The organism is Paenibacillus sp. TSA_86.1 (genome assembly GCF_052691815.1).
In genome coordinates this window covers 369,463-387,236 of the sequence record NZ_JBQZGE010000001.1, presented here as the reverse complement: position 1 = coordinate 387,236, position 17,774 = coordinate 369,463, and the positions used below count along the sequence as shown (strand labels likewise).

Genomic DNA, 17,774 nt, shown 5'->3' with positions numbered 1-17,774 from the left:
AAAATGTTATAACTGTGCTTAATTTTCCTTATTGCTTGAATTGACCCGTGACCATCAAGAGCGCTTCCGGAAGCTGATCCATAATGGCAGCCAGATGTTCGTGCACGCCCTTCGGTGTACCCGGCAGATTCACAATCAGCGTACGACCGCGAATCCCGCACACCCCACGGAACAACATCGCCGAGCGATTTTTGCCCATCACGCTGTACCTCATCGCCTCAGCCATACCAGGAACTTCACGTTCAATGACCCGTCTGGTCGCTTCAGGAGTAATATCCCGAATGGCCAGCTCCGTGCCGCCTGTTGTTAATACAAGATCCGCGTGAAAATAATCGGTCATCTCGATTAAAGCCGCAATAATCTCATCCGGTTCATCAGGAACGATCCGATATTCCACGATCTGACCACCCAGTTCTTCCTCTACAAGTTCCCGTATCACCTGCGCACTTGTATCCTCACGTTCTCCACGGGCCCCTTTGTCACTGGCTGTCAGGATTGCTGTTCTCCACACCATAAAGATCACCCTTCTCCTCTATGAAAATAAATATCCGTCAACGGTTGAAATCACCGTTTTTACCACCGCTTTTGGACTGCAACATCGTTGGGCCGATGATCATATCTTTTTGCATGGCTTTACACATGTCATAGACTGTAAGTGCCGCAGCAGAAGCTGCCGTGAGTGCTTCCATCTCGACACCTGTCTTGCCTTCGGTCTTGACGGTGGCTTCGATGTGGAGTTCGTTCACTCCGTTATCATGAAAACGAATATCCACACCGTTTAGTGCAAGCGGATGACACATCGGAATCCAGTCAGACGTTTTCTTTGCCCCCTGAATGCCGGCAATCTGAGCAACCGCAAGCACATCACCTTTACCGATACGGCCTTGGCGAATCGCTTCCAGTGTCTCCGGGTTCATGGTTACTTTCGTAACAGCGACAGCCGTGCGCACTGTTACATCCTTACCCGAAATATCCACCATCCGGGCCCGTCCCTGCTCGTTAAAATGCGTCAGCTTCCCACTGGAAGATTGACCATGGTTTACTTCTGAGTTCAATCACATCACAACCCTTTATTCGATATGTAATATACCTTCGGGTGTTATCAACAGATCCAGCCGCAGATCAAGCGGGTCCATCGGAATCTTCGGCTCCAGCTGACCCGGTAATACCAACGCGGCCATGAGAGGTCTTTTGCCTTGTTCAGCACAATGCATCCCAAGACACGCTGCGAACCGGTCATAATAACCGCCGCCATATCCAATGCGCCCTCCCTGGAGGTCGTAACCAAGTCCGGGTACCAGCACCAGATCCAGATCCGGCCAGCTATCGGACTGCAACACTTCACATGACGCCTTAGGTTCAGGTATGCCCCAAATGCCTGGTTCAATATCCTGATAGCCCTCCACTCGCCGCAGTTCCATACGTGGCGGATCAGCGAGCACCTTAGGCGCAAGCAACACATCCCCCTGTTTCCATCCCTCTTCAAAAAGAAAAGCAGTGGACGCCTCACTCCCATAGGATAGATAACTGAAAATAACCAGCGGTTCACGCATGTGTCTGTTTTTGCTCAGCCGCAGGCGATCCAGCTCACGCTTCAGTCCGTCATTGACCCGCGTAATCGCTTGCTGGCGCATATGCTCGTCCAACCGATCGCGCCGCTGCCTCAATCGGGATCGAAGTTGTTTCTTCTGTTCCGCATGATCCTGCATAATGCTGACGAACCTCCTGTTGATCTGGAAGGTAAAAGAAATTCATGCCATTGTACTTCTATGTTAGGACAAGATGTCATCTAGATGATCAGGTTCAAATGATTCATTTTCTGCAAAAAACGCATGTAATAACATGTCTTCTTTCAGTTTATCATTGATTGACCAAAAAGACTACAAGCCTGAGCCGTTCTCCATCGGTGCATTTGCTCTGTTTTTCATGTAAACTGGGATGTAAGTGTTATTTCAGAACTCGACCTATGGAGGAACTTAATTTTATGTTGCTGCAAGTATCCGGAATTATTAAACGTTTTGGTGTCGATCCCATCCTGGACGGCGTAAACTTACAAATATTAGAACGCGAGCGCATCGGCCTGGTTGGCGTTAACGGTGCAGGTAAATCGACTTTACTCAAAATTATAGCTGGCGAGATGTCCTATGACGGCGGACAGATCTTCAAATCCAAAGAAACCACCCTGGGTTACCTCGCGCAGAACAGCGGCTTGCAGTCCAATCGCAGCATCTGGGAAGAAATGATGAATGTCTTTGCACATCTCACCCAGACCGAAGCCGAACTGAGACAGATGGAGCATGATATTGCCGATCCTGCATTAATGGAAGATGAGAAGCAATATGCTGACCTGCTGGAGCGCTATGCAAGACGCTCGGATTGGTTCAAAGATCATGGTGGTTACGAGATGGAAACGCGCATTCGCAGCGTGCTGCACGGTATGGGTTTTGGTGAATTTGCACCAGATACCCCGATCGGTACACTCAGTGGCGGCCAGAAGACCAGACTCGCATTAGCCCGTATTCTGCTTCAAGCTCCTGACCTGCTCATGCTGGACGAGCCAACGAACTATCTGGACATCGCTACACTTACATGGCTTGAGGATTATCTGAGAGGATACTCAGGTGCACTGTTAGTCGTATCCCATGACCGGTACTTCCTGGACAGACTCGTCACTAACATTGTTGAAATAGAACGTCATCGCTCCAAGAAATATACGGGCAATTATAGTCGTTATATGGAGCTGAAGGCAGCCGAGTATGAGATTCAGATGAAGCAGTACGAGAAACAACAGGATGAAATCTCCAAGATGGAAGACTTTGTGCAAAAAAACATCGTACGCGCTTCAACAACAAAGCGTGCCCAGAGTCGCCGCAAAGCGCTGGAGAAAATGGATCGCCTGGACAAACCGCTCGGTGATCTCAAGAAAGCTCACTTCTCATTTGAGACGGCTGTCATGTCCGGCAAGGAAGTGTTACGTGTAGATCAACTATCCGTTGCGTATGATGAAGGTTCACCGCTGTTCCGCAATGTTTCCTTTGATCTGCGACGAGGTGAGACGGTTGCGCTGATTGGGCCCAACGGAATCGGAAAATCAACGATGCTGAAATGTCTGACCGGAAGTCTTCGTCCTGTTCAGGGCGATATTCAGTGGGGCACCAAAGTACAGATTGGTTATTATGACCAGGAGCAGACGGGACTGAATCCGTCCAATACGGTGCTTGAAGAACTGTGGAGTGCCTATCCGGGCATGGAAGAAGCGCGCATTCGAACCGTACTGGGCAACTTTTTGTTCAGCGGTGACGATGTACTCAAAAAAATATCCGCGCTCAGTGGCGGGGAAAAAGCTCGTGTGTCTCTGTCCAAGCTCATGCTGAAAGAAGCTAATGTGCTCATTCTCGATGAGCCTACGAACCATCTCGACCTCTTCGCCAAAGAAGTACTGGAGGCTGCACTGATGGATTATGAAGGAACGCTGCTCTTCATCTCCCATGACCGGTATTTCCTGAACAAAATGGCAGAACGAATCGTAGAGCTTCACCCTGGCGGCACAGAGCACTATCTGGGCAACTATGATGATTACGTGGAGAAAAAGCAGGAATTGGAAGACATTGCACGCGAGGCTGCCGAGGCTCGTCAGGCAGCTTCCAAATCAACCGCTCCGGCAGCATCCGAGAAATCCGGTGCGGCTTCCTTCGAGGCAGACAAACAAGCCAAGCGGGAAGAACGAAACAGACAGCGCAGACAGGAAGCATTGGAGCAGCAGATTGCCGAACTGGAGTCCAAGATTACCTTGCTGGAAGAACAGATGGCTTTGCCGGAAGTTTATCAGGATTATATGAAGCTGCAGGAATTGCAACAGTCATCGGAGGAGCACAAAACACAGCTTGCAAACGCTTATGAAGAGTGGGAGACTCTCGCCATGGAATAGATGTAGTCATGTGTGCGGTAAATAGCAATAAATGTACAAGAGGCTCCGCGTTACGAAGGTAACGTGGAGCCTCTTGTAGTTTAGAGGAAATCTGCGATCCACTAGACGCAGGACTCGCTCATAAGATATACATCCAACTCTCTCCGCTCGGTAGAGATCAGAAAATCGTATTTTCACATTTGTCAAACACACTCGAATTACGCAAAATAAATTTCCGAAGCAACCCAACTTTTTATCCACAAGAACGAGTTATATTTCACACCTCTTCTCACGTAATTAAACGTTGGTAGAATAAGCTTTTGATGTAAAAACCATATTTATCCACCGCTTTATCCACATTATCCACAACGCTGTTGGTAACTCGGATGCATTCTATCCCCTATAAACCCTTTGTTTCGAAAACACTTGTTGCAGGACTTCACCTTAGTTACCCACAAATTATACTGGATATGTGGATAACCATAGTCACACCTTGACAAATTCGGATAAGGCGCCTTAATGTACAGATACCTCTTCACTTTCCGCAGTTTCAGCCTTGAGCCCGGCTGCATTACATGCCGCAACATACGCCAAGCCCGCAGCCATAACGATATCATGATGCGTTGCCGTCCCCCGGAATTCTCGTCCGGCACGCTCTACGGTTATGACGGCTTCCGCGCTGGCTCCTTCTCCCCCACTCAAGGCATGCATCTCCATGTCTACAAATGTAATATCGTCTGAAATACACTGCCCAATGGCCTGAATTGTTGCATCTACAGGTCCTTTTCCTACAGCAGAATACGAATGCTCTCCTGCACTTGTGCGAATACGGACAGCCGCCATACGGTCTGTCATGCTACCTGCCGTCACCTGCAGTTCAACCAACTCGTAGTCCTGTGCCGGGATGTTCATCGTTTGGCTAACCATTTGCAGCAATTGGTCATCACTGACTACTTTTTGCTGATCCGCAGTGACTTTGAACACTTCGTACAATTGCTCCATTTGCTGTTCATCCGGTTCAAATCCGTATTTACGTACCCGGTCCTTCAGAGCATGACGGCCGGAGTGTTTGCCCAAAATAATCATACTGCGCGGAATGCCCAGTGCTTCCGGGTCCATAATCTCATACGTGTTGCGGTTCTTCAGCAAACCGTCCTGATGGATACCCGACTCATGTTGGAAAGCATTGCGCCCAACAACGGGTTTGTTATAGGCAATCGGGAAATGCATGGCCCGGCTAATCTGGCGAGAAGTCTCATACAGCTGGTTCAGCTTGATGTTGGTCGTTGCTCCGATCACGTCTCCGCGTGTCTCCAGAGCCATAATCAGCTCCTCCAACGCACAATTGCCGGTACGTTCTCCAATTCCATTGATCGTCACTTCAATCTGTGAAGCACCATTGGCAATGGCAGCCAAACTGTTCGCCACAGCTAGCCCCAGATCGTTATGGCAGTGCGCACTATAGCGCACTTTATCGCCGCCCCTTGCTCCCTCACGCACCCGTCTGAACATCTCTCCATACTCATGCGGCAGCGCGTAGCCAACAGTATCGGGCAAATTAATGATGCTCGCCCCTGCCTCAATGGCCACTTCAACCATTTCAATCAGATCATCCATCTTGGTACGCGCAGCATCCATCGCGGTGAACTCCACGGTATCCGTAAACTGACGTGCGTAGGAAACCATCTCCCGGGCCGTAGCGACCACTTCACTGCGAGGACGGCGCAACTGATGCTCAATATGAATATCCGACGAGGATATAAACAGGTGGATTCGGCGCCGGGCAGCATCTGCGGTAGCCTTCACCGCAGAATCGATGTCTATTTTGACTGCACGTGCAAACCCGCAGATCTCTACCTGCTGCAATTGTCTTGAAATCGCCTGAACCGCCGCAAACTCCCCTGGACTGGAGATCGGGAATCCAGGCTCAATGACGTCAATGCCAAGCGCTGCCAGCTGGTGAGCCAGTTCTATTTTTTGCTCGGGATGCAGGCTGGCTCCAGGTGCTTGCTCTCCATCTCGCAGGGTCGTATCAAAAATTTCAATCATTCGTTTGTTCGGGTTTGTTGTCATTTTCATCAACCTCCATTAATTTGGGATATCGTTTACCGGGTTCATCATAAACTTGCCATTGGTGGAAACAGGCGAAAACAGGCTTTCGATCTCAGTTCAATTCCGCTCTACTATGTTTGTTTTGTAGAAAAATTATGTTCAATGGTTGGTTCAAAGTGTACGTCGACTTACACTCTGAAATGCTTCTGATTCGGACTAATGCCATGTGCATCCCATATGGTTGTAACTTTTGCCCACCCTGCTGCCGGCAGCAATACAAATAACCCGCCATCTCATCAAAGAGACGGCGGGTTATTCTCCCCTCCGCGGTACCACTCTCGCTTGATAGGCCAGCCTACGCTGACACCATCCACCTCGTGTTCTCGTGAAATGCATTGAACTACGCAGCAGTCTGCGTAAAGCCAGTCATTGCATTCAAGAGAAACTCCCTGTAACGGAGGTTAGCCGTTGCTATGTACACATGAGCTGCCGCCTCGAAGGCAACGGTTAACCGTATCCCATGTTTCCAAAGCTCTGTTCCCGGGCGAGATTCAAACGTTTCCAGCCACTGCGTCGCACCAACCCACAGCTCTCTGAGCGCCATTGTCGTTCTACTGCTCCCGTTCATTACATTTGTTTGATATGTAAATATTACTCCAAAATTGAAATCAAAAAAGCCTGCCTTCTCCTGCATAATGCAAGAGACGACAGGCTGTTCACCTTCGCGGTACCACTCTTGTTGACTCTCATCCTGTCTAAACAACAGCTTGAAAGTCCCCTCAGTATTGTTCATCGATCTTTCAGTTAGACCCAGGTAACATCCATGTGATACCCCGTTCTAATCTGACATGAATCGATAACAACGACCCTTTCACGGAGGCAACCCGTAACGATATACTTTTGGCCAGCTTCAGCCTTCGGCTTGGATCTTAAACAGCCGTGTTCCATCGTTCCGCTTCCAGGTGAGTTTCAGGTGTCCTTCGGCTGCGTTGCACCATCCCGCAGCTCTCTTATGACCGGGAAAGACCTTACTGTTCCTGTTCATCGCGTTTTTCAGTTCAGGAGATAACTCCTGTGTAATTTGTAACTAATATACATTCTTCACCATCCACTGTCAACCATTCACTTCAAAAATGAACAATTTCTTCCCAGCACAACTTCGCTCTGGTTCAATCCCAGACAGTCTAGACTTCGGTCTGAACCGACCACGCTTCCAGAGAAAGTCCAGGATCAGCTTTCGCGTCAAAATCAGTACCCTCGCCGCGGATCCATTTGAGATGTGCTGCCGCACCGATCATGGCTGCATTATCCGTGCAGTACTCCATTGGCGGAATAATCAGCTCCAGACCTTCCTTCTCGCACCGTTCCTGCAGAGCCGTCCGCAAGCCGCGATTGGCCGCAACCCCGCCGCACAGGAGCAACTGACGTGAACCATATTCACGAACAGCACGTACCGCTTTTTCCACCAGCACTTCAACGACAGCTTCTTGAAAACCGCGTGCTACTGCAGACGGCTCCAATGTTTCGCCGCGCATCTTGGCCTGATTCAGTACGTTGAGCACAGCCGATTTCAATCCACTTAGACTGAAGTCATACGATCCTGCTTCAAGCCATACCCGTGGCAATGGAACAACATCCTCCGCTTCGAATGCCATCCGGTCTACATGCGGCCCTCCTGGATAAGGACATCCGAGCGCACGAGCTACTTTATCATATGCTTCACCGACAGCATCGTCCCGTGTGCGGCCAATCAGCTTGAACTTGCCCTCAGACTCCAGATGTACAAGCTCTGTATGTCCGCCCGATACCACAAGAGCCATCGCCGGATATTGCAGTTCACGCACAAGACGATTCGCATAAATATGACCGGCAATATGATGGGTGCCGATCAGCGGTTTGCCCAGTGCCATCGCCAGCGTCTTGGCTGCGACGATACCCACCAGTAGCGCGCCGACAAGTCCAGGCCCCTGCGTGACGGCAATTGCGCTCAAATCACGCGGACGAATGCCTGACTGCTCAATAGCCTGTTCAAGCATCAGCGTGATAACTTCAACGTGCTTACGCGAAGCCACCTCCGGCACAACGCCGCCAAACGCTTTATGTGTCTCGATCTGACTTGAGATCAGATTGGACAGCACTTCACATCCGTCTTTTACAACGGCTACCGATGTTTCGTCACAGCTTGTCTCTACCGCCAGAATATAGGATGGAATTCTGCCCTGATTATCTATAAGATCGTTCATGAATCCATTACGCTTCCTTCCTCTTCGCCGCTCCGGCTTGCAGGCGGAAGTACCGCCCACATAATCATTGCATCCTCTCCGTTATCGGAGTAGTATCCTTTGCGCAGACCTGCCGATTCAAACCCTTTTTTCTGATACAAATTCTGAGCTATACTATTCGACACCCTGACCTCCAGCGTCATACGCTCCATGCCGAGATAAGCTGCCGTTTTCATTAACTCGTCCAGCAATCTCTCACCCAGCTTGCGACCCTGGTATGCTTTTCTCACGGCGATATTGGTAATATGCGCTTCATCCATAATCGTCCACATCCCCGCATACCCAACAGCCGTACCGTCCAGCTCCATGACCATATATTTAGCAAAATGATTATGCTTCAATTCATTATGAAATGCCTCTTCCGTCCAAGGGAGGGTAAATGCCTCATGTTCAATCTCCATCACGTCAGGAATATCTGCCACCGTCATGAGTCTGAACTGAAACACGGTTTCCTGTCCTTCGTTCCCTACGTTATTCATCCGCTCTCCCTCTCCCTTCAGCCTTTGCGCAGCAGGTTCGCTTCCGCTTCGGACAGCTGGGTGTAGTTCGGCACCAGCGCATGTACGTCGTCGCGCTGACCTGCAAGCAGCGCTTCAGCGCCGAGGCGCCCAATCCAGCGGCCTTCCAGCTCATACGGAACGAGCTGGAGCGCCGTTCCTGCGGGGCAGCGAAGTTCTGCCGCCGCCGCATGCTGGCCCGTCTCGCCGACGATCCAGACGGCAGCGGGCCGCTCTTCCGGCGCCGCCTCCGCCAAGCGGGCGGCGAGCTCTTCCAGCCATCCGTCCATTTGGCGGATGGCATCGGGCGCCAGCCGGCGTGGCGTATCGCTGCCGGCGGAGGCGAACAGCGCGGTATAGGCTTGACCGCGCCGCGCGTCCACGAGCGGAACGATCCAGTGGACAGGGGCGGCACTCGTGCCGCCCTGGTCCGCGGATGGCGTTCCGCCAGCCCCGGCTGCGGCATCATCTGCCGCAGCTTGCGCCTTGGCGGCGAGGCCGCTGTGCCAGCCGCCCCAGGCGAGGGCCTGAAGGCTGGACACCCCGGCAACGGGGATGTCCCATGCCCAGGCCAGCGTCTTCGCCGCGGTCACCGCAATGCGGATGCCCGTGTACGAGCCTGGGCCAATGCCGACGGCAATCCCGTCGAGCTGGCCTGGCTCTGTGCTGCTGGCAGCAAGCAGCTGCTCCATCACAGGCACAACGTGCACCGAGTGATTGCGCTCGGCACGCTCGTTGCGCTCTTCCAGCAGCGAACGTTCCTCCATCACTGCGGCGGCCATCACCGCAGTGGATGTATCCAACACCAAAAACCGCTGACGCGGCTTACTTCCCAAATCTTCGATCTGACCCTCATTCCTCAACCCTGCGATCTTATCATCATCTCTCAAACCTTGTATCATCCTGTAACTCCATTCTGTCTGAACTGTCGGCATATTGTGGCATATACCTCACCATACCCATCCAGCGTTATCGTTCGATCTTCAAGGCCTGTCGACTCCATCTGCACATGAAGATGCTCCTCCGGCAGCAACTCGGGAATGATGCTAGCCCACTCAACCAGACTGACTCCCGTACCGTAAAAATACTCTTCAAGTCCCAACTCGTCCGCTTCTTCCAGCGAAATGCGGTACACATCCATGTGATACAGGGGCAATCGCGCCTCGTATTCCTTGATCAGTGTAAAAGTCGGGCTGCTCACAACATCCCTCACGCCCAGATGCCAGGCGAACTTCTGTGAAAAAGCCGTTTTGCCCGCGCCCAAATCGCCATCCAGTGCAATCACCATTCCGGCCTGTGCCTGCGCCGCAAGTGCGGATGCAAGCCGTTCTGTATCTTCAATGCTATGGGACTGATACACCCACTGCTCATGCGTCTGATTCAATATACGCCCCACCTTTGACGGTTTCTCGCCTGAGTTCACTTTGAACCTTATTATATCGGTCCCTTTCCTCGCCCGCAACATTGAAGGAACATGCTGGAAAGGCTAGGCTTCATAACCATATCCCTTGAGTGATCGCGAAAAGAATCATTACACAAAAAAACCGGTACCTTCCGGTACCGATCCTTTTCATTGATTCCCAAAATGGCATCTCTAATCTTTTCCAACATCTCGCCACTTATCGTTCCCTGATACTTTACTTGTCTGGTCCACGACAAATTTTTTACATCATAATCTTCTTTCTTCGTTCGCGCCCGTCCCCGCTACTCCTCCAAGCGATCCACACGCACCGTTTGCGTGTTCCCTGGTCTGCTGCCCACCTGTACAGTTGCCATACCGTTAGCCTCATCTACATTTTCTATCCAGACAGGCTCCCCTTCAAGTGTAACAGCAATGGTATCTTTGGCATCATAGATCGCTTTTGCCCGCTTTGCATCCATCATATTATTCGTAGTCTCCTTCCGGATCTTCGTTATGCTTTTCCTCAACGATCGTATCTGTCGTACTGTCACCAATATAACCGTTATCCTCCGTAACCTGACCGCCACCTAACCCTTCATTCACCATACGATCAATATCGAGCATAAAGGATTCCCGATCCAGCGGCAGCTTCTCCGAAGTCACGGCCTCCCAGTTCACATCCGTTGCTGGCGTATAAAACTCTTCTGCACTCTCAGCATCCTCCAGAGGATAAGGTGTGAACGTATGTCTGTGCGCCTCTTCCTTATCCCGCCTGTTCTTCATCTGGCACCTCCCCATCGTGTTTCTGTTATCATCCCCGACTCTTGCGGAACCATACTGATTATCGGACACAGCCTCGGCATCCACGGGTTCGCGACTATACGTGTCAACTGCTGCCCATACTATTATGAAAAAGGATTCGAAAGGAGCTGCCTTTATGCATACGGTCTGGAAAGGTGCAATCAGCTTTGGTCTGGTGCATGTGCCCGTCAAAATGTTCTCGGCCACCGAGGACAAGGATATCTCCATGCGTTATATTCACAACGTCTGCGGTAGTCCGCTTGCTTATGTACGCCAGTGCCCTTCCTGTGAGATTGAAGTCAAATGGGAAGAGATCACTAAAGGGTACGAGTATGAAAAGGGAAAATTTGTCCTGTTTGAAAAAGAAGAACTTGAGGCCTTAAACGAATCTGCCAACAAAACCATTACCATTCTGGATTTTGTCGATTTGACTGAGATTGACCCGATCTATTTTCAAAAAACCTATTACCTCTCTCCCGACCAAGCTGGCGGGAATGCCTACCAATTGCTCATGAACGCTATGCGGGATACAGGGAAAATCGGTATTGCCAAAATCTCGATTCGATCCAAGAGCAGTCTCGCTGCCATCCGGGTGCTAGAGGATTGCTTGTCGATGGAGACTATTTTTTACCCGGATGAGATTCGGCCCGTATCTCAAGTTCCCAACCTTCCCGAGATGCAAAACGTGAACGAAAAGGAACTTACGATGGCCAAACTGTTGATCGACCAACTATCCACTCCGTTTGAACCCGGCAAATATACAGATGATTATCGGGCAAAACTGCTTGATCTCATTCAACACAAGGTTGCGGGCGAAGAAATCAAAATCGCTCCAGCCAAACCTGAAGCCAATGTGATGGATCTTATGGCCGCCCTTCAAGCAAGTATCGAAGCAGTGAAGCCAATTCCTGTGGACCCTGGAACAACAACAGCCAAACCCAAGAAACGCGCTCCACGAAAAACAACCGTGCAGGCAGCTGCCGGAGGAGAAACCGATACACCCGCTACAACGAAACGTAAAAAAGCCCCAGCCAAACCAAAAGCGTAATCTACGGGTGCTGGTGAAATAGGCAGCCTGCATTTCTGTTGACTCTGTTTTTCTCGCATGGTTTGGTTTTCTGCTTCTGTCTAACGAACCGTTTATTGGTCGTATTGCCCAAAGACTTCTATACGGTTCGTTAGTAGCGGCAGAATCATTTTATTATATATATCAACATCCTCTTCCCATCACTTCAACTCTTCTCATCACTTCACGCATCCCCAGATTACTTGCGTCTACTTTGGCACTATCGACCGCATAAATGTTTTGGTTAAAATGATTGACTATAATAAGTAAATATTTTATATTAACTTATGAAAAGTAACTTATTTATATTTATAAAGTAACACCTTCCATTTTTCAGCATCTTAAAGTTGCTCACATCTTCTTCATCGATTCCCGATACCTAGTACGCAGATCATATTGATATTGGCACGATATATCATCCATCATCATTTGTTGAACATCAGGCATCTATTTTAAGGAGGAAATAACCATGAATACTGCTTATCACATTCCAGCCACTACCCATCTGGGTGAAGTTAGTCTTAGAATCAGCAATCTGGATCGATCCATTCAGTTCTATACGGACGTTGTTGGGCTCAAACTGATGATACGCCAAGATCATATCGCCACAATGACAGCCGACGGAAAGAACGTCCTTCTTCGCCTTGAAGAAGTCAAGGACAGCATTACTTTGCCTGAGCGATCCCATGCGGGTTTGTACCATTTTGCAATCCTCTTGCCTGACCGTAAGTCACTAGGACTTGCCGTTCGTAATCTTGTCGCATCCGGAATCGAAATTGGTCAAGGAGATCACCTGGTGAGTGAAGCCTTTTATATCTCTGACCCCGACCTCAACGGAATTGAAATCTACGCTGACCGCCCTCGTGAAACTTGGAAACGGGATGTTGACAATAATTACGTTATGGCAAGCGATCCAGTGGATGTGCAGAGCTTGTTTGATCTGTCGGCGAATGAAACTTGGAGCGGTCTGCCTGGCGGCACCGTTATTGGACATGTTCACTTTCACGTTCGCAGTCTGGAGGAAGCCCGTAGCTTCTACTCCGGTATTCTCGGATTTGATATCGTGGGCAACTTTGCCAACATGTCTGCACTGTTTGTCTCTGCCGGCGGTTACCACCATCATCTTGGACTGAACATCTGGGCTGGTGTCGACGCACCGATTAACCCTGCCAATGCTACAGGCATCGATTATTTTACGATTGTGTATGCCCAGCCGGAAGAAGTTGAACAAGCCGTTGAACGTTTACGTCAATCGGGCGTTGAAGTAACTCCGGATGGCGAAGCATGGTATGCGGCAGACCCGCAAAACATCCGTATTCGGCTGATCGCAGAGGCCTAAAGTGCAATTCGTGTTATTTTAGACGCAAGCTGTTACCGTCCACTCACTCTGCCGACTTTACTCTGAATTCCTTCTCTTGACCAAACTGGTTACTGCATAAAAGCCCGACCTTGTTCCTCCAAAGCTTCCTCAGGAGGTAAAAGGTCGGGCTTTTTTTATACCTCTGATAAAACCGTAAATATTGGTACATCCTAACCCAGACTTAAACATTGTCAGACGAAGGAGATTTATTGAATGATTGAAAAGGGACGTTTGACCGTCAGGCAGCTTGCTTCGCTGATGTTCCTTTGCACAATCGGTGAGCAGATCCTCTTTTTCCCAACCATGATCACATCTTATGCTCAGCAAGATGCCTGGATCTCTTCCTTAATTGGCGTAGGAGGCGGAATGGGTGTACTTCTGATCATGTTTGCTGTATATCGCTTGGATCCGCGTCTGAATTTAATTGAACATGCACTCCGGGTGCTGGGGCCTTGGGTGGGCGCTGTGGTCAGCGCATTCTATATTTTTTATTTTCTGATTGGTGCATCGACGTTTATCCGTGAAATGGGAGACTTTATGACGACGAACATTCTCAGAAATTCGCCATTATGGGTGCTGCACCTTACATTCGTCTGTGCTCTGGCTTGGGGATTGCGGTCAGGGCTCCCTAACATCGGAAGAACTGCTGAAATCTTGTTGCCTATCGTTATCCTGTTCTTGATTATTCTCACGCTATGTCTACTCCCCAAAGCGGATCTTGACAATATAAAACCCATTCTTGGTAGGGGATTCCTTGATCCTTTCAAAGGCTTTATCGCTGTACTTACATACCCGTACTGTGAATTATGTATTTTCATGATGTTATTGCCGTACACAGAGCAGCGTCCTCATCTGAAAAGAGATTTTTTGCTTATGGGTATGATCGGCGGATTAATGTTAACGCTAACCATAAGTATGTGTCTGCTTATTTTGGGACCATTCATGACACAGCATTACTGGTTTACCTCGTTTAATCTGTCACGCTTGATTAACATCGGAAAATTTTTGCAACGAATTGAAGCAATTATGGCTTCCGTCTGGGTTATCGCTGTATTTTTCAAAAGTGTGCTCTTCTTCTACAGCTTTGTGCTTGGGCTGGCTCATCTGTTTCGTTTGTCCAACTATCGGAATCTATTCTTACCAGCCTCACTTCTCATTTTAGTCTGCTCCATCCTGATCGCTCCGAATGAAACCTTCTATCTGAAAGTGATCATTCCATACTGGATTGACTGGGATTTAACCTGTGGCATTTTTCTCCCGCTGCTGCTGATCCTGATTCATCATTTGAAACGTAGGTTGCAAAAACATTAACCTTCTCAGCCTTTTTTACGTAACTCTGATATGGAGGACTGGCTGATGGAAAGGAGCATGAAATGTTCAAACCCGTCTTACCGTTTGAACCCGTATCCCGAGACACCCTGCCTGCAGGCTCGCAATGGATTGCACAGATCAAGTGGGATGGTGTGCGCATGCTCGCTTATGAGAACGGACAGGAGCTGCGATTGATTAATCGCAGGTTACATGACCGAACAGCCCAGTATCCCGAACTGGCCCAACCTCGCAACCTATGTGCTGGTGCCTCTTATATTTTGGACGGCGAGATTATCGCGCTGAATCCAGACACAGGACGACCTTCCTTTTATCATGTGCTTCGCCGGGATCGGATGAGCAAGCCGGATAACATCGCTCAGGCCACACATCAGAACCCGATAACTTATATGGTTTTTGACATCCTCTTTTATGATGGAAAGTGGATCACCGATCAGACACTTGAGGCTCGCCAGCAGCTATTGCATAAGGTGCTCCATACCGGCCATCATGTACAGGAGGTTACCAACTCCACAGATGCAGCCGCCCTCCTTACCGTCATGAGACAACACCAGATGGAAGGCATCGTCTGCAAGGATCTCTCCAGCACCTACGGGATCGGAGGAAAAGACTCCCGGTGGCAAAAGGTCAAAATCATGCATGACCTGTATGCCATGATCGGGGGTGTCACATATCGCGATGGAATTGTGAATGCCGTTGCAATCGGCGTGTATGACGGGCCTCGTTTTATCTATATCGGTCATGTTGGAACAGGTAAGTTGAACATTAACCGCTGGCGAGAACTCACTTCACAGGTGCAGCCACTCCTTATCAAGGAGAGACCCTTCCACAACATTCCTGAACGCAGCGCCGAGACAACTTGGGTCAAGCCTGAGATTGGACTTAAAGTGCAGTATATGGAACTGACACATCATCGTACGCTACGGCATCCCAGCATTCAGACTTTCGCAGACGTGACCCCGGAAGACTGTCTTGCAAACCAACTCCAACAGGAAGATTAAAAAGGAGGCCTCTATGCCACACAAAATCAAAGGCTCTATCATAATCGAAGGTGTAGAACTTACCGTCACGAATCCAGACAAGCTGTTATGGCCTGAAGCTGGTGTAACCAAAGCCATCTATTTGCAAAAGCTGGCCGCACTTGCTCCGTATCTGCTGACGTACACCCGTAACCGTTTGCTAACAACAATTCGTTATCCTCATGGCGCTGGTGATACGTTCTTTTATCAAAAAAACGCGCCAGAACCGCTGCCTGATTTTGTGCACACGCAGGATTATGAAGGCATCCGCTACATTGTTATGAACGGACTTCCTGAGTTGCTCTGGCTGGGAAATCTGGCCGCACTTGAATTCCACCCTTCGCTGCATGCGATTAACAGCACACTTCCATGTGAATGGATAATTGATCTTGACCCTTCCATGGAACATGAACCACGAATCATGCAGGCCGCGCTGATTGTAGGTGAAACCTTGTCCTCCCTGGGATTACAATCCGTTCCCAAAACATCTGGCGCTACAGGCGTTCAGATCATTGTGCCGATCACCTCGGGTATAACATTCGATGAGCTACGAGATATTGGTTACTTTGTAGGCAAATACGTCACGCAAAAGCATCCTGAATTATTCACACTGGAACGCCTGAAAAAAGATCGTGGCGATCGAATTTACTTTGATTATCTCCAGCATTATGGCGGCAAAACGTTGGCAGCTCCCTATACACCTCGTGCCAAGCCGGGGGGAACGGTCTCCACACCGCTTACTTGGGATGAGGTACGCCGTGATGTCTCCATCCAGGATTATCACCTCATGAATATTATGGAACGTCTGAATACGGTAGGCGATCTGATTGCAGCCGTACCTCCGCAACCTATGGAGCTGATCCTGAAACATCTCAAGAAAAAATAGCCGATATCCTGAAACTCAGGGTATCGGCTATTTCCATACTGCATATATGATGATATTTCCAGTTTAATTTACTTCAAACTTAGAAGAAGGAATCACTAATGGATGCCTTTTTTCTTGAAACGTCCGCCCTTTACATCATGAATGTTGCCGATGGCTATAAAGGCTTGCGGGTCCCAATCCTCTACGATGGACTTCAGCTTGGCTTCTTCCAAACGGGTAATAACAACAAAAATAATCTTTTTCTCATCCCCACTAAAGCCGCCTTCTCCGTCCAGATACGTTACACCGCGTCCCAGACGATCCGTCAACGCTGAACCGATATCGCGATACTTCTCACTGATGATCCAGACCGACTTGGACTGATCTAGCCCTTCATTTACGATATCAATCACCTTCATCGCAATATAATAGGCAATCATCGAGTATAGAGCGTTCGGCCAGCCGAATACAAATCCAGCACCCGCGAAAATAAATACGTTAATAATCAAAACAATCTGTCCTACAGACAGCGGTGATTTCTCACTAAACAGAATGGCAACAATCTCTGTACCGTCCAGTGAACCACCAGAACGAATGACCAGACCTACTCCCATACCCAGAATTAACCCACCGAATACAGCACCCAGAAGCGGTTCACCCGGTGTTAGCGCTGGAACTTTGTGCAGTAGAGATGTACCAATGGACATGACTACGATCCCCAGCAAAGTAGATAATGCAAAGGTCTTACCGATCTGCTTGTAACCAAGGATTAGAAAAGGCATGTTGAGCAAAGTCAGAAATATGCCCAGCGGCAGATGTGTAAGCTCTGACACCATAATCGAGATCCCCGTAATACCGCCGTCGATGACGCCGTTTGGCACGAGGAATACTTCAAGCGATACAGCCATGAGCACAGCACCGATCAGGATCATTACAATACGCTGCAACAACTTTAGCGTAAACACCGAGCTTTTGACGCCGCGGTCGGCTTGCTTGGCCGTTAGTTCTTTCACCGTTACATTGGACATGGTATCCCCCCCGTAAAATCAGAATGTGAATCCATTTTATATATCCATTAAATCACTCCACGGGGAAGCTCCATGTAGAAATTGAGCAAACTGTATTCTGCATGTACTCTGACCCACCATCAAAACGGGCATCTAAAGGCGATATAAAATAGATTCAAGATGTACT

At 49.2% G+C, this 17,774-nt stretch carries 17 protein-coding genes and 2 other annotated features; of the genes, 6 read left to right on the top strand and 11 right to left on the bottom strand.

Annotated features, from left to right (window positions below; genetic code table 11):
* Positions 1-28: 28 nt before the first annotated feature.
* From ACUTVW_RS01625 to ACUTVW_RS01615, 3 genes are read right to left on the bottom strand one after another with little or no spacing between them, the layout of a single operon-like run.
* Positions 29-514: a MogA/MoaB family molybdenum cofactor biosynthesis protein gene (locus ACUTVW_RS01625; RefSeq protein WP_215078340.1), complete on the bottom strand. Its 486-nt coding sequence runs from the start codon at positions 512-514 to the stop codon at positions 29-31.
* Positions 515-551: 37 nt separating this feature from the next.
* Positions 552-1,055, bottom strand: a complete 504-nt coding sequence (gene moaC / locus ACUTVW_RS01620; protein ID WP_445644176.1) for a cyclic pyranopterin monophosphate synthase MoaC — start codon at positions 1,053-1,055, stop codon at positions 552-554.
* 15 nt (positions 1,056-1,070) lie between these two features.
* The gene (locus ACUTVW_RS01615) at positions 1,071-1,709 is read right to left on the bottom strand and encodes a 5-formyltetrahydrofolate cyclo-ligase (protein ID WP_445644175.1); all 639 of its coding nucleotides are present in this window, start codon (positions 1,707-1,709) and stop codon (positions 1,071-1,073) included.
* A 275-nt stretch (positions 1,710-1,984) separates the two neighbouring features.
* Between ACUTVW_RS01615 and ACUTVW_RS01610 the strand changes: the two genes are divergently transcribed.
* Positions 1,985-3,928 carry an ABC-F family ATP-binding cassette domain-containing protein gene (locus tag ACUTVW_RS01610; protein ID WP_445644174.1) on the top strand — a complete coding sequence of 648 codons (1,944 nt, stop codon included), beginning with the start codon at positions 1,985-1,987 and terminating at the stop codon, positions 3,926-3,928.
* A 495-nt stretch (positions 3,929-4,423) separates the two neighbouring features.
* On the opposite strand, the gene ACUTVW_RS01605 is transcribed toward ACUTVW_RS01610, so the two are convergent.
* The 7 genes from ACUTVW_RS01605 to ACUTVW_RS01575 all read right to left on the bottom strand — a co-directional run bounded on the left by ACUTVW_RS01605 (position 4,424) and on the right by ACUTVW_RS01575 (position 10,923).
* Positions 4,424-5,980 (bottom strand): 2-isopropylmalate synthase, encoded by a 1,557-nt coding sequence (locus ACUTVW_RS01605; protein ID WP_445644173.1) that lies wholly within the window; start codon positions 5,978-5,980, stop codon positions 4,424-4,426.
* A 276-nt stretch (positions 5,981-6,256) separates the two neighbouring features.
* Positions 6,257-6,596 (bottom strand) — a binding site (T-box leader).
* A 60-nt stretch (positions 6,597-6,656) separates the two neighbouring features.
* Positions 6,657-7,013, bottom strand: a binding site (T-box leader).
* A 130-nt stretch (positions 7,014-7,143) separates the two neighbouring features.
* On the bottom strand, positions 7,144-8,202 hold the full coding sequence (tsaD, locus tag ACUTVW_RS01600; protein ID WP_445644172.1) for a tRNA (adenosine(37)-N6)-threonylcarbamoyltransferase complex transferase subunit TsaD: 1,059 nt from the start codon (positions 8,200-8,202) through the stop codon (positions 7,144-7,146).
* Positions 8,199-8,720 carry a ribosomal protein S18-alanine N-acetyltransferase gene (gene rimI / locus ACUTVW_RS01595; protein WP_445644171.1) on the bottom strand — a complete coding sequence of 174 codons (522 nt, stop codon included), beginning with the start codon at positions 8,718-8,720 and terminating at the stop codon, positions 8,199-8,201. The genes tsaD and rimI overlap by 4 nt, the downstream gene beginning before the upstream one ends.
* A 17-nt stretch (positions 8,721-8,737) precedes the next feature.
* The gene (gene tsaB / locus ACUTVW_RS01590) at positions 8,738-9,628 is read right to left on the bottom strand and encodes a tRNA (adenosine(37)-N6)-threonylcarbamoyltransferase complex dimerization subunit type 1 TsaB (protein ID WP_445644170.1); all 891 of its coding nucleotides are present in this window, start codon (positions 9,626-9,628) and stop codon (positions 8,738-8,740) included.
* A gap of 8 nt (positions 9,629-9,636) precedes the next feature.
* On the bottom strand, positions 9,637-10,122 hold the full coding sequence (tsaE, locus tag ACUTVW_RS01585; protein WP_445644169.1) for a tRNA (adenosine(37)-N6)-threonylcarbamoyltransferase complex ATPase subunit type 1 TsaE: 486 nt from the start codon (positions 10,120-10,122) through the stop codon (positions 9,637-9,639).
* Between the two features lie 320 nt (positions 10,123-10,442).
* Positions 10,443-10,619: an H-type small acid-soluble spore protein gene (locus ACUTVW_RS01580; RefSeq protein WP_434753071.1), complete on the bottom strand. Its 177-nt coding sequence runs from the start codon at positions 10,617-10,619 to the stop codon at positions 10,443-10,445.
* Between the two features lie 4 nt (positions 10,620-10,623).
* Complete coding sequence (locus ACUTVW_RS01575) at positions 10,624-10,923, bottom strand: hypothetical protein (RefSeq protein ID WP_445644168.1); 300 nt, start codon at positions 10,921-10,923, stop codon at positions 10,624-10,626.
* Between the two features lie 154 nt (positions 10,924-11,077).
* On the opposite strand from ACUTVW_RS01575, the gene ku reads away from it, so the two are divergent.
* The 5 genes from ku (at position 11,078) to ligD (ending at position 16,601) form a co-directional block, all read left to right on the top strand.
* Entirely contained in the window at positions 11,078-11,989 is a 912-nt protein-coding gene (gene ku / locus ACUTVW_RS01570) for a non-homologous end joining protein Ku (protein ID WP_445644167.1), read from the top strand.
* A gap of 487 nt (positions 11,990-12,476) precedes the next feature.
* The gene (locus ACUTVW_RS01565; protein WP_445644166.1) at positions 12,477-13,346 is read left to right on the top strand and encodes a VOC family protein; all 870 of its coding nucleotides are present in this window, start codon (positions 12,477-12,479) and stop codon (positions 13,344-13,346) included.
* Between the two features lie 234 nt (positions 13,347-13,580).
* A complete protein-coding gene (locus ACUTVW_RS01560) occupies positions 13,581-14,678 on the top strand; it encodes a GerAB/ArcD/ProY family transporter (RefSeq protein WP_445644165.1) in 1,098 nt (365 codons plus the stop codon).
* A 62-nt stretch (positions 14,679-14,740) separates the two neighbouring features.
* Positions 14,741-15,697, top strand: a complete 957-nt coding sequence (locus ACUTVW_RS01555) for an ATP-dependent DNA ligase (protein ID WP_445644164.1) — start codon at positions 14,741-14,743, stop codon at positions 15,695-15,697.
* Positions 15,698-15,710: 13 nt separating this feature from the next.
* A complete protein-coding gene (gene ligD / locus ACUTVW_RS01550) occupies positions 15,711-16,601 on the top strand; it encodes a non-homologous end-joining DNA ligase (protein ID WP_445644163.1) in 891 nt (296 codons plus the stop codon).
* Positions 16,602-16,696: 95 nt separating this feature from the next.
* Here ligD and ACUTVW_RS01545 read toward each other — a convergent pair whose 3' ends face one another.
* Positions 16,697-17,608 (bottom strand): YitT family protein, encoded by a 912-nt coding sequence (locus ACUTVW_RS01545; protein ID WP_434752496.1) that lies wholly within the window; start codon positions 17,606-17,608, stop codon positions 16,697-16,699.
* Positions 17,609-17,774 lie beyond the last annotated feature (166 nt).